Annotated in this window: 9 protein-coding genes; 1 reads left to right on the top strand and 8 read right to left on the bottom strand. The window is 55.4% G+C overall.

The genetic code is table 11. From position 1 onward, the window contains the following. Window positions 1-147: 147 nt before the first annotated feature. The 3 genes from EE896_RS06350 to apbE form a co-directional block, all read right to left on the bottom strand. Window positions 148-1,800, bottom strand: coding sequence for a multidrug ABC transporter permease/ATP-binding protein (locus tag EE896_RS06350; protein ID WP_039659748.1), 1,653 nt, complete (start codon window positions 1,798-1,800; stop codon window positions 148-150). 96 nt (window positions 1,801-1,896) lie between these two features. Then, a complete protein-coding gene (alkB, locus tag EE896_RS06345) occupies window positions 1,897-2,538 on the bottom strand; it encodes a DNA oxidative demethylase AlkB (protein ID WP_003854182.1) in 642 nt (213 codons plus the stop codon). Further along, window positions 2,538-3,587, bottom strand: coding sequence for an FAD:protein FMN transferase ApbE (gene apbE / locus EE896_RS06340; protein WP_003854184.1), 1,050 nt, complete (start codon window positions 3,585-3,587; stop codon window positions 2,538-2,540). The genes alkB and apbE overlap by 1 nt, the downstream gene beginning before the upstream one ends. Before the next feature lie 168 nt (window positions 3,588-3,755). Between apbE and EE896_RS22495 the strand changes: the two genes are divergently transcribed. Then, window positions 3,756-3,866, top strand: a complete 111-nt coding sequence (locus EE896_RS22495; RefSeq protein WP_008926126.1) for a hypothetical protein — start codon at window positions 3,756-3,758, stop codon at window positions 3,864-3,866. 361 nt (window positions 3,867-4,227) lie between these two features. Here the strand turns inward: EE896_RS22495 and ompC are convergent, their stop codons facing one another. The 5 genes from ompC to EE896_RS06310 all read right to left on the bottom strand — a co-directional run bounded on the left by ompC (window position 4,228) and on the right by EE896_RS06310 (window position 12,859). After that, window positions 4,228-5,340 (bottom strand): porin OmpC, encoded by a 1,113-nt coding sequence (gene ompC / locus EE896_RS06330; protein ID WP_039659746.1) that lies wholly within the window; start codon window positions 5,338-5,340, stop codon window positions 4,228-4,230. Window positions 5,341-5,938: 598 nt separating this feature from the next. Continuing rightward, window positions 5,939-7,108: a beta-barrel domain-containing protein gene (locus tag EE896_RS06325; protein ID WP_008926127.1), complete on the bottom strand. Its 1,170-nt coding sequence runs from the start codon at window positions 7,106-7,108 to the stop codon at window positions 5,939-5,941. Continuing rightward, a complete protein-coding gene (locus EE896_RS06320) occupies window positions 7,105-9,249 on the bottom strand; it encodes a type I secretion system permease/ATPase (protein ID WP_140033193.1) in 2,145 nt (714 codons plus the stop codon). Before EE896_RS06320 ends, EE896_RS06325 begins: the two co-directional genes overlap by 4 nt. Before the next feature lie 16 nt (window positions 9,250-9,265). Further along, complete coding sequence (locus tag EE896_RS06315) at window positions 9,266-10,621, bottom strand: TolC family outer membrane protein (RefSeq protein ID WP_003854194.1); 1,356 nt, start codon at window positions 10,619-10,621, stop codon at window positions 9,266-9,268. A gap of 303 nt (window positions 10,622-10,924) precedes the next feature. After that, entirely contained in the window at window positions 10,925-12,859 is a 1,935-nt protein-coding gene (locus tag EE896_RS06310) for an Ig-like domain-containing protein (RefSeq protein WP_078804607.1), read from the bottom strand. Window positions 12,860-12,864 lie beyond the last annotated feature (5 nt).

The raw sequence follows: 12,864 nt of genomic DNA, 5'->3' as shown, positions 1-12,864 counted from the left end.
TGTGATTTACTGCGTATGAGGCACACCTGCCAACGGATTGTTCAGTCAGCACGGCTGCCTGCTGCTGACGCTTACAGAAGTGTTAACACCGTGTTCAGCGACCTGCACGGAACTTAACGCGCTAACTGCTGAGTGTGCCATCTGCCGTCAAAGCCCGGTATCGGTGCGTTTAACCGAGTCGAGCGTGGCGAGGTCGCGTTCATTACCGGTCAGCTCCGTCAACTGGCCTTCGCGCATCTCCAGCAGCCGGTCGGCATGAATGAAGTAGTGATCGTCATGGCTGATAGCAAACACCGTTTTACCCGCCTGCTGCAACCACGGCAGCAGCTCACGATAGAAGATGCGTCGGAAATGTGGGTCCTGATCTGCCGCCCACTCATCCAGTAGCAGCACATCGCGTTCTTCTGCCACCGCCAGCAACAACGCCAGTCGCTTACTCTGTCCTTTTGAGAGCCGCAGATTGAGCACTTTATTGCCTTCAATCTTCAGCTTGTCCTGCATCTTCAGCCTTTCCAGCCACTGCTGCACCAGCGCCGGATTGGCGGCAACGCCTTCCCGCCCGATTAACCGGTCAAACAGATGCAGGTCGGTAAAGACCGCGGAGAACTGACTGCGCCAGACATCCAGCTCGTCTGCCGTGATCGCTTTACCATCCAGCAGCAGCGTGCCGGACTGCGGTTGATACAGCCCGGTCAGCAGCATCGCCAGCGTCGATTTTCCGCTGCCGTTGCCACCAATCAGAAACACCAGTTCGCCCCGGCGCAGCGCCAGGTTAATCGGCCCGACCTGGAAGCCGTTGTCACCATAGTGAAAAGAGACGTCGCGCAGCTCCAGAGTTTGCCAGTCTGACGACGCCGATGGCGCGTGAAACCCTGCCTGATAAGGCGCGAGGTCAAAGGCGTTGAGCTTACGGAATGCGACCTGGGCGCTGAGCAACGTGGGTAACGCGCCCACTGCAGAAAGCAGCGGCGTGCGTAAGAACAGCAGCGTCAGGGAGAAAGTCGCGGCCACAGCAGTATTGGCCCAGCCCAGGCTGTTAGCCATGAAAAAGACCATGCCGATAGCGCCCAGGGTCATGATATTTGACCAGTTGACCGCACTCAGATGATAAGTATCGGCACGCACAATATGGTGACGCCAGGCGCGGGCATCTTCCTGATAAACTGTGTCATAGACCTGTTGCGCACGTGAGCGGTTAAGCTGTAACTCTTTACGCCCCTCAATCACCGTCTGGTAATCACGATAGAGGTTGTCTTCGATTTCGCGCAACTTTGCCATGTGCTGGTAAACCCGCGAGACCAGCATCCAGCCGCCCACCAGCGTCACACCCAGCCAGAGACTGGTCACCAGCAGCATTTTTGGTGACAGCCACGCGAGATAGATGGCTGAGCCGAGGGTAATGATTACGCCCTGAAACAGCTCCGGCAGACGCACAAAAGCCAGCGTAATTGCTCGCACGTCGCTGGTCAGTCCCGCCAGCAGTTGTGCACTGCCGAGTTGCTCGATGCGTTCAACCCGGCTATCAAGGATTCGCTTGATGAACTCGCCACGCAGTCGCCAGACAAACTGATGCCCGAGCATCGTCAGTGCCAGCTGCGAAGCCAGCGTCACCGCCATCAGCACCACCAGCTGCAACAGGAACTGCGGCAGCACCGCGAATGAGGTGTTGATGGCGACAATCATTTCGCGGTTGATAAAGGCGATCATGCCGATACCCAGCACGGCGCTTAACAACGTCAGGGCAATGACCCCGATAAAAGGCCAGCGAAACTGGCGAAAAACAACGCTTAACAACGTCATGCAGGCAATCCATCAGCTAAAAAACAGCCTGCAGTTTAATGGGATGCCAAATGATAGCAATAGTTATTCTCACCACGCCGTGACTGCCGTAGTGGGTTAAAAGGCGCGACGAAATGTCAGGTTATAACGCCAGGCGCCGGCCAGCGGATGCACGCCTGGCTTAAGCGGCAAAATGCCGTGGTAACGCAGGCGCGACGGCCCGCCCCACACCACAATATCACCATGCTCAAGCAGCACACGCTGGGTGCTGTCGCCCCGTTCGAAGCCACCGAACTGAAACACGGCCGGCAGACCCAGCGACACCGAAACGATGGGCTGGTGCAGGTCTTTCTCATCTTTATCCTGATGCAGCGTCAGCTTCGCACCCGGTTCATAGCGATTAAGCAGACAGGCATCCGGATTAAAGCCAGGAAAGCCCGCCTCCGCCGCGGCCTGCTGCGCCAGCTCGCGAAACAGCGGTGGCATGGGCGGCCATTTGCGGCCATTGAGGTTATCCTGCTGCTGATAATTGTAGCCGCGTGAATCCACCGACCAGCCAAAATCGCCGCAGTTGGTCATCGCCACCGACATGCGATGGCCACCCGGCGTAATGCGATGGGCAAAGGGGTTCTGATCCGCAATCGCCAGTATCTGCTGATACAGCGCCTCTGCGTCATCACGTGCGCGGCGCCGCAGGATCACGGCCCCCTCCGCCAGCGGCTCCTGCCAGGGTTGCTCTTCACTAAAAAGATCTAACATCAGGGTTCTCCGGATTCAGCGGGAATCAGAAAAGCAGCAAACTGCGGCGACATCCAGCTGACAAATTTATCGCCCTGCTTGCTGATCAGATAGACCGCCAGATGCTGTTCAATTGCCAGCGCTTTGGCTTTCTCGGTGCCGAGCACCATCAGTCCGGTGTCCCAGCCATCGGCTTCCAGCGCCGTGGTGGCAATCACCGTGGCAGAAACCAGTTTATGCTCAATGGGTCGTCCGGTAACGGGATCGATCACATGAGAAATGCGCTTGCCGTCCAGTTCATAATAGTTGCGATAGCTGCCGGATGTACTGATACCGTGTCCCTGCAGACTCACGCGTGCCTGAACCGCATTCTCCTGATCGGTGGGTTTCTGGATCGCCACCCGCCACGGCTGCTGTTGCGCATTAAGACCCCGGCTCAGCACGGCACCGCCGACTGACACCAGATAGTTGTTGATACCGAGCTGCTCCATCAGCCGTGCCAGATGATCGGTGGCAAAGCCCTCACCCACCGTCGAGAGATCGACATAGAGCTCTGGCAAATCTTTCTGCAACCATTGTCCATCCGCACCCTGCAGCACTCTCAGATGCTGCAATCCGGTCTGCGCACGGGCGGCGGCAATTTGGGCTACATCCGGTGTATGGATGGGCTGTTTCGTCGGGCCAAAGCCCCATAAATTAACCAGTGGACCGACGGTAATGTCCATCGCCCCGCCGGTTTTACGGCCAATCCGCAGCGAGGTCGTGACAATGTCCGCCATGTTTTCACTCACCGGCTGCGGTGACAGGTCACGGCTCTGGTTAAAGCGCGATAACGCAGAGTCCGGCTTCCAGGTGGAGAGCTCAGCATCATCCGCGTCCAGCTGCTGCTGAATCCGCTGCTGTAAGGCCGCTTTACGCTTACTCTCAACACCCGCCAGGCTCACCCGCCAGACGGTGCCCATGGTTTTTCCTTCCAGCACCATCGCTGTTGTCGGTGCTGATTGATCACAGCCCGCCGCCGTCAGAATTAAAATCGACATAAACAGCAGATTAATCTTATAACTCATCATTCCTCGCCTGTAACACTTTATGAATAGCCACTACAAAGCATAAAGTTTGGGTAAATTCGCTTAAATAGAGTTGAATATTTCACTGAATCACGAGAGCATTCCCCGGTCATCTATCCTGATCCCGCCTCGCGACAGGGGATTAACATTAATCAAAGTAAGGAGCTACAGATGATCTATGCGATTCTGGTCGTTGCCCTGGGTCTGTTTGTTTACGGCAGTTATAAAGTTGTCGAACAGCGTCGTCATCGTCACATGACCCCTTCCCGGCCGCGCCAGTAACGGGCTTAACTGCACCTGATTGGGGCAATCGCTCCCTGACGTGCGCGGCAAGTGTATCAAAACGGGCGTAACGCCTGTGGCTGTGAGAGCGGTAAAGCTGGCATGAATTCTGCACTGTTGAAACAGTGTTTATCTCTGAGAGGTGCAGAATGAAAAATTCACAGAAGTGGCAGTCAGCATGGCATCACTGGTTGAGCTTTTCTGCTTTTACTCTGGCAGGCGTGGCATTTGAAGGCGCGCGGTTTGGCAGCGTTATGTCATCAGAAACAACGGCGCCGGAAGCAACGAAGTGGCCAAAGGCTGATGCGTTTAGCCCGGAAGATAACGCAGGAGCGCAGCCGTAACTGCGCTCCCTTATCACTTAGAACTGGTAAACCAGGCCTACACCCACCACGTCGTCGGTATTGATACCGGCCGCGTCGGTGAAGGCGTTGTCGTCCAGCAGGTTGATCTGGTAATCAACATAGGTAGACATGTTTTTGTTGAAGTAATACGTCGCGCCAACATCGATATATTTTTTCAGATTCTGTGTGCCCCAGTTCTGAACATCGGTGCCACGTGAGGTCACGTAGGCCAGAGATGGGCGCAGACCAAAGTCGAATTGATACTGCGCAACCAGTTCCCAGTTATCCGCTTTATCCGCATAACCAAACGCTGAAGAGTCGGTGCTGCCGAAGCGGGTTGCGTTGAAGGAGCGTGAGTACATCGCTGCCAGATAGACGTTGTTCGCGTCATATTTCAGACCGCCAGTATACACTGACGCTTTATCGCCATGGCCGAGGATACCTGATGTTTCGCTGTTCTGGTCGTTGGTACGGTCAGACTGGAAGGTTGCCGCACCAATGCCGAAGCCTGAACCCAGATCATAGGTCGTGCTCAGACCCCAGCCGTCGCCGTTCTGGCCCAGCACGTCACGACCATTCGGTGACTCGCTGCTGTTGCCATTCTTACCCTGATACTGGACTGCGAAGTTCCAGCCATCCACCAGACCGAAGAAATTGTTGTTACGGTAGGTCGCCATGCCGTTACCGCGCTGATACATGAAGTTATCCGCGCCATAGGTATCGCCGCCGAACTCAGGCAGCACGTCAGTCCATGCGCCGATGTCATAGGCTACGCCGTAGTTACGACCATAGTCGAAGGATCCCGCATCACCAAATTTCACACCGGCGAACCCAACACGGGTAAAGCTGTCTGCTGTCCCCTGGTCTTCAGAGTTGTTTAGTGCTGCCTGGTATTCCCACTGGCCGTAACCGGTCAGCTGATTGCTGATTTCTGTTTCGCCTTTGAAGCCGAAGCGAACGTATGACTGGTCGCCGTCGGAACTGCTGTTGTCAGAGAAGTAGTGCAGGCCGTCAACTTTACCGAAGAGATCTAATTTGTTGCCGTCTTTATTATAGATTTCAGCTGCGTTTGCTGATCCTGCTGCAACCAGCAGTGCAGGAATCATCAGGGAGAGAACGCGACGTTTCATTTTATTACCCTCTGTTATATGCCTTTATAATTTGCCACTGCTAACTGAATGATTAAAAATTCAGCCGGCAGGTCATTGTTGTTTTATAGCGGGTAATAATCCACCAGGAAAATGCTACTAAATTTCCAAAACTGTTTCATCCATCGAAACAGTTATTTCATAATGTAAATAGCGGGGAACTAATAACCAGCACAGATCGGTAAAAAAAACCGCACAAATTGATACACCCCTTCCGATATCTTTGTTATCAACAGTTTACATCAGAGCATTCTGAAGCACTGAATGATAAAACTTATACGACATCTGATAATAGAATAGACCCCGCTATCATCATTTATTCCATTATTACCTTCATTCTCCCCGAATGAGATGTACAACTTATTATTTCCCGCCGGACAATCTGTCCGGCATTTTTTTGCCTGTCATTCGCCGTCGCACTATATCTTCGTAAACATTTTTAACGTGGTTAAATTAACTTCACTCTGCTTCCGCACAGTTTGTTAAATTGCGCACACTTTGTGCCCGGATAGTCTGAATATCCGCCATGTTAATTTATCACCGTAATTAAGCAAATAAGCCTCTCAGCTGGACCGCATTTTCAGCGCTCGCGCAGCGATTCTTTGACTTTATTCAGTGGTTTAATCAGGTAATCCATGACGGATTTCTGACCGGTTTTAATCTCCACATTGGCCACCATTCCGGGCACAATCGGGAATTTTCGGCCAGCGCGGTTGGTCAGCTCGGCTTTCTGGGTACGAACGTAGACACGATAATAATATTGATCACGTTTCACCTCATCCTGCAGCGTGTCTGGCGACACCGTTTCCACTTCGCCGTGCAGATCGCCATAAATAGAGGAGTCATAGGCGGTGACTTTCACGGTGGCGGCCAGTCCGGGCCGAATCCAGGCGATATCGCGTGGATTGATACGCGTCTCAATCAGCAGTTGATCCTCCAGCGGCACAATTTCCATCAGTTTACCGCCCGGTTCCAGTACACCACCCACCGTGGTGACCTGAATATCTTTGACGATGCCGCGCACCGGCGAGTAGAGCGTCGCGCGCGTCAGCTGATCCTCTTTGCCTGCGGCAACCTGCAACTGCGCATCCAGTTCCGCATTGTTTTTCACCTGCTCTTCGTGAGCGCGCACCAGATAGTCATTGCGCGCTTCGTCGATTTTGCCACGTAGATCGCTGACCTGACGACGCAGACGGATCACCTCAACCTGCCCTGCCGCGCCTTTCGCCACCAGCGGTTCGGTGAGCCGCAGCTCATCCTGCACCAGTTTCAGCGACTGCTGCAGGTTACTGATGGTTTCAGTGAGATTACGACGTCGCGACTCATAGAGCTGCCGCTCGCGCGTAACCAGATTCGGCTCCTTCAGCGTTTCGGCACTGAACTTCAGCGGCGTGCCCGACAGCTCCGCTTCCAGCCGCTCGGACGAGGCACGCAGCGTGCGCACTTTAGCCTGCGCTTCACCGAAATTTGACTGAAAGCGCGTTGGATCGAGGGTCGCCAGCACCTGCCCTTTCTCAACAATGTCACCTTCATGCACATTAAGCTGTTTGACGATGCCGCCATCCAGGCTGTCGATCACCTGCGCGCGGCTGGAGGGCGTCACTTTACCGGTGCCCACTGTGACCTCATCCAGAATGGCAAAGTGCGCCCAGATCAGAAATATCGCCAGCGCGGCGGTGCAGAGCCAGATAATCGCTGATGTCCGGCGCTCATGACGGGCAAGATCTTTATCAACAATCACCAGACTCATGCCACATCTCCTTTACCTGCCGTAGCAGGTGCAGTCGCGCGGCGCAGGATCTCGTCGCGCGGACCATCAGCGACAATGCGCCCGTTATCCATCACCACAATACGATCGACCATTTTCAGCAGTGCCGGACGGTGCGTCACCAGCACCAGCGTCCGGCCGCTGATCCAGCCCTGCAGCTGACGAATCACATGCTCCTCCAGCTGTTCATCCATTGCCGCAGTGGGTTCATCCAGCAGCACCACCTGCGGCTGACGCAGGATCAATCGGCTCAGCATCACCATCTGACGTTGCCCGCCAGAGAGCCCGCGACCGCCTTCATTGATAATACGATCCAGGCTGGCGGCGTCCTGCTGGATCAGCGACAGTGCGCCGCTGATACGCAGCGCCTGCAGCATCTCCTGTTCGCTGGCATGGGGATTGCCCAGCATCAGGTTCTGCCGCAGCGTGCCAAAGAAGAGGCGGGAGTCATGCGACAGCCACCCGAGCTGACGGCGTAAATCAGTGGGATCGATACGCTCAATATCGACACCATCAACAATCACCTTGCCCTGACTGGCCTGTGCCTGACCGGCAAGAATCTTCAGCAAGGTCGACTTCCCTGCCCCGACCTTACCCAGAATGGCAATCTTCTCGCCGGGCTTGATCTGCAGCTGCTGCACGTTGAGCACATTTTTTTCATTCTCTTCGTCATAGCTGTAATGCACATTGCGCAGATCGTACTGGCCGGTGAGCGTCGGACAGTGCGCCAGCGTGGCGGCTTCAGGTTGATCGAGCGGCTTTTTCAGCAACTCATCCAGCCCTTTCATCGCCATTTTGGCGTGCTGCCAGCGTGAGAAGACCATGGTCAGCTGCATCAGTGGAGCGATAGTGCGGGATGAGAGCAGGCTACAGGCGACCAGCGTACCGGTGGTGATGTGTGAATCGAGCACCAGGTAAACCCCAAACACCAGCATCCCTGCATAGGTGAGCTGCTGCACCGTCGATGCCCAGCCGGTAAGGCGCGCGCCCCACAATCGCTGCTGATTGCTGATCGCGGCGCTGACTTCATGCGTCTGCTCCCACTGACGCTGGAAATAGGGTTCGGCCTGAAGCGCCTTGATATCCTCAATGCCTTCAATGGTCTCCACCAGCACGGCATTACGCAGCGCGCCCTCACGCAGCCCCTCTTTAGCCAGCCGCGCCATGGGAATCTGAACCAGCAGACCCGGAATGACGATCAGCGGGATCGCCGCCAGCGGAATCAGCACCAGCCAGCCGCCTATAAACGACATGATGAACAGGAACAGGATAACAAACGGCAGATCGGCCGCGGCACCAACCGTGGTCGAGGTCAGCAACTCGCGCACCTGGTCGATCTCACGCAGTTGCGAGATAAATGAGCCGGTCGATTTCGGCCGCGCCTCATTACGGATGCTCATCGCCCGGGCAAACAGCATGGCGGAAACTTTCAGGTCGATGCGTTTACCCATTAAATCTGAGACCTGGGTTCGCATCAGCCGGATAAGATATTCAATAGCCGCAGCAATCAGTACCCCGACAAACAGCACCCACAGCGTGGACTGTGACTGCGCCGGAATCACCCGATCGTAGACCTGCATCGAAAAGAGAATTCCGGCCAGTGCCAGCACATTACCGATCACCGACGCCAGTGAGATCTCGGTGATACGACGCCCCATGCCGCGAAAGTTTTTCCAGAACCAGTGTGGCTCATAAGGCTGAATGAATTCGTCGATGCGCGCATCACGGCCACGCGCCGCCACCCCAATCACGCCAACATCGCCCTGAGCACGTGTCAGCAGCTCCGATAAGGCGCTTTCACGCACCACATCGCCGCCTTCACTGAGCCAGTAACGCGCGCTGCCGTCCGCATCGATATTCTCCAGCACCGCTACGCTGGCATTTTCCAGCACCAGCACCACCGGCGTGATCTCCTGACGCCAGCGCAGTTTGTTCTGCGGCACCATGGTCAGATGCAGTCCCAGCAGGCCGGAGAGCCGCTCCAGCTGCTGTGACACCGGCAGATGTTCAAACCAGCGCATCTGCTGACGCAGGGTTTTGCCATCGGCAGGCTTACCGAATCGCGCGGCGACGCGCAGCATGGCGGCAATCCAGTTATCGGTGTTCAGGGTTAACGTACTCATGATTTTTGCCTTATCGCTATTGCAGCGAAGGAAGGAGATCGCCGCTGCTTTGCTGGCGATCGATACCCATGATATCGAGCAGATTGTCTACTGCGGCGGCATAGCGTACGGTGGCGTCCCAGCCATCGTAGAGCGCGGTGATACGTGAGCTGTCAGCCTGAAACACATCCTGTTCTACACTCAGCAGATCGTTCAGGCTGCGCTTGCTCAGACGATATTCATCGGCATAAACATTGCGGGTATGGTCGGCGCTGGCCAGCTGCACTTCCCCGGCAGCCTGCCGTTGCTGCGCGCCAATCATGTCGGCATAGGCGGTTGAGGCGTTCTGATTAATGGCGAGTTTGGCTTGCTGCACTGCAGCCTGCGCTGCCTCACGGTCGCCCTCCGCTGATTCAGTTTTGGCATTGACCATGCCACCCTGATAGAGCGGCGCTTCCACCTGCAGCTGCACTTCATCATCCCAGTAAGACTGGCGATCGTTTTCATAGCGGGTCCGGCCCGCCTGCACTTTGATGGTTGGCCAGTGACCGGACTGTGCCTGGCGTACCCGTTCACGGGCGGCCTCCTGTTTAGACTGTGCGCTGCGCACCGCCGCGCTGCTTTCATAGGCAATTTTGTCGAGGGTGATCTGCTGTTTCAGGAGTGCCTGGGGCAGTTCTGGCAGTGTGGCGGGCACCACACCGGTCAGTACAGTGAGTTGGGCGGTAGCGGAGCGCAGCTGGGCGCGATACTGCTCAAGCGTGGCCTGCATTGCGGCGATGCGGGTTTCCGCCTGCAGCACGTCTGACTGTGAGTTGAGCCCCGCATCGGCGCGCAGTTTCGCGATATCCCGCACCCGCTGCAGTGAAGCGATATTAGTGTGCGCGATGTCTGCCAGCGCCTGGTAGCGTTTGACTTCGAGGTAGGCCTGCAGCGTATCTTCCGCCACGGTGGTCATGGAGTCGAACAGGCCGAAGCGATAAGCCTCTGACAGTGCATGCTGTTCATCGATGGCGCTGCCGGTACGCCCAAAGTCGTAGAGCAGCTGGCTAAGCGTGATACCGCCGGAGCCATTGTTGTTGAGGCTCCCGGCGGAGTCAGTCTGATGGGAGCGGCCCGCCGCACCCTGTAGTGAGATTTGCGGATACCAGGCGCTGCGGGCGGCATCAAGATCGCCCTCGCCAACGTGGATCTGTGCCGCCGCTTCCGAGATTTTCGGATTACGGGCGAAGGCCCGGAGAATGGCGTCGCGCAGCGTTAAGCTGGCAATCTGTTCTTCGGTCGGCGCTGCGCGCCAGTTAAATTCTGCTTTGGGTAAGGGTGCGGAAAAGACCGCATTCACTGACACGCCGCTCAGGGCGCACAATAAAAAAGTTAACTGCGCTTTGTTCATTATCCATACCAACAGGGGGTTTTATCATCATGATGTTTTTCCTGGTGAACAAAGCGAGCAAAAGGGATGACGATCAGATCCTGACAGAGTTATTGCATTATTTTATTTATGATTAACATCAGAGACACTAAATAACTATTAACATTATTAGATCATATTCTGTACTTATTCCTGTTAAATAGTGATGAAATCTTTAATATTCCGCCTGAATGAATGAAAATTAACCACCCAGCCACGCCTGACCACTCCAGACAGGCTTAACAGACCTGCCCGGAAGTCAGTACTTTTACTAATGATTTAGCGTCACACTATCGACTGTGCTGCCGGATGCTGCAACAGGTGATCGGCAAGCGTATAAGGCACATCTGAGAAGAGATGGCTCTCCTGAGGGAGGACAGCAACAGATGCCTGTGCCACATGCCCGGTCTCTGCCTGCTGAGTCTGACTAACGGTTTCCAGCAGGTGATCCAGCGTCTGCCCCTCTATCAGGCTCGCCGTTTCGGTATGCGATGCCACCTGCACCGTCTGGCTGGCCGTCGCGATATTACCGGCGCTGTCTTTGGCGCTGACCGTCATCGGATATTCCCCCTCATCCAGTGGAGCCAGTTGTCCGGCCAGAATGGTCAGGGACCAGCCACCATCCGCTTTGACACTGGCGCTGTAATGCTGATCGCCCAGCGTTAATTCCACCTGGCTCCCCGGTTGCAGATTGCTGGAACTGCCCTGAATCAGATGCCAGCTGTTCACATCGGCAGCATCGATTTTGTTGTCGCCAAAGGCGATGTCCAGCGTCAGGGTTGGCCGCTGATGTACGGCAACGGTAAATAGCGTGTCCCAGCTTTGGGTATCGCTGTTGCCATAGTCATCCTGGCGATGGAAAGTGGCGGTGACCGGACCATCCGGCAGCGCCATAAGCTCGCTGGAGGTCATCGTGACCATGCCTTTTGCGTCAGGCTGGTAGGTTATCCCATTGATTTCCAGTGTTCTGCAACCCTCAATATAGAAGCTCAGATCGTGCTGCGCTTCCTGATAGTTGAGGATCATGTCACCACCGATATCCATTTCGGTGTAGACCTGCTGTAAATCCGTGTGGATATTCAGTTCATGGGTGACGTCGGTGTAGTTTTTTGCCCCATCAATGGACCAGGCACGGATTTCCCCGGCGCTGATAAAGGCGTTCACCTCCGCTGCCGGGATGATCACCTGCCAGTGTCCTTCCTGGCCCAGGGTGGCGTTATAATCTTTTCCGTTGGCGCCGCTGATAACCAGCTGATGGCCCGGCATGACGGTGGTCAGCATGCCGCTCAGCAGCAGATCCTGCTGGCTTTCCGCAAGGTTAATCACATCGTCCGCAGTAATCTTATCGAAGGTTATCTGTGGCAGGCTGCTCTGATGAGTGATCAGCGTCAAATCGTGAGAGTCAGTTGCCGTTTTTCCGTTGGGATCGGTCGCCGTGACGTTGAGGCTGTAAACGCCATCCGGCAGCGCGGTTAAATCACTTTCAGCAAAAGAACCGTACCATTTGCCGTCACTTTCCATGTGCGCGGTGGTGGTTTGCGTGCCCAGCGTTAGTTTCAGCACCGACCCCACCGGCAGGTGTGTTGCGCTGCCGCTGATCTCAACACCATAAATGCTCTCGGCAATACTCACCGCGTTGTCACCACTGACCGTATCCACGGTCAGTGTCGGTTTGATGGTGCGATCAGCATAGAGACCAAAATCGACGTCGGTAGTGGTACTGTGGCCCGCTTTATTGGTGAGGGTCAATTGCAGGCTGTGATTGCCATCCGGCACCCCTTTTAGCGCCTCAGCGGGCATAGAGGCGTTCCAGTAGCCCCACTTATTGACCGTACTGTGCCAGCTCTGGTCGTTAAAAGTCAGTGTCACTGTTGAACCCGCTTCACCTTCAGCACGCCCCCGCAGATGTACTGGCTTATGCGCTTCCCAGCTGGCGATAACGCCGTCCATGGCGATGGGTTCGTAAGGCCGTAGTGCCGGGGGAGATGAACTCTTCACCGTGGACAGCGTGTTGTCATTAACCGGGCTGCTATGCAGCGATTCCGTGGAGAAAGTGCTGATTGGCAGGTTCAGGCTTTGCGCAGCCACCGGAAGGCTCAGGCTTTGCAGGGGAAGTGGCACGATGGCTGGCAGCGTGCTGTCGGTAACGGCAAAGTCGCTGACTGCCGTCTGGAAAATGGATTCAAGCCGGACAGAACGAAACGTATCACGTGTTGACATAGGTA

The organism is Pantoea eucalypti (assembly GCF_009646115.1).
Classification (GTDB): Bacteria; Pseudomonadota; Gammaproteobacteria; order Enterobacterales; family Enterobacteriaceae; genus Pantoea; species Pantoea eucalypti.
The sequence above is the reverse complement of the archived record's forward strand: the minus strand, read 5'-3'. Positions and strand labels throughout refer to the sequence as shown.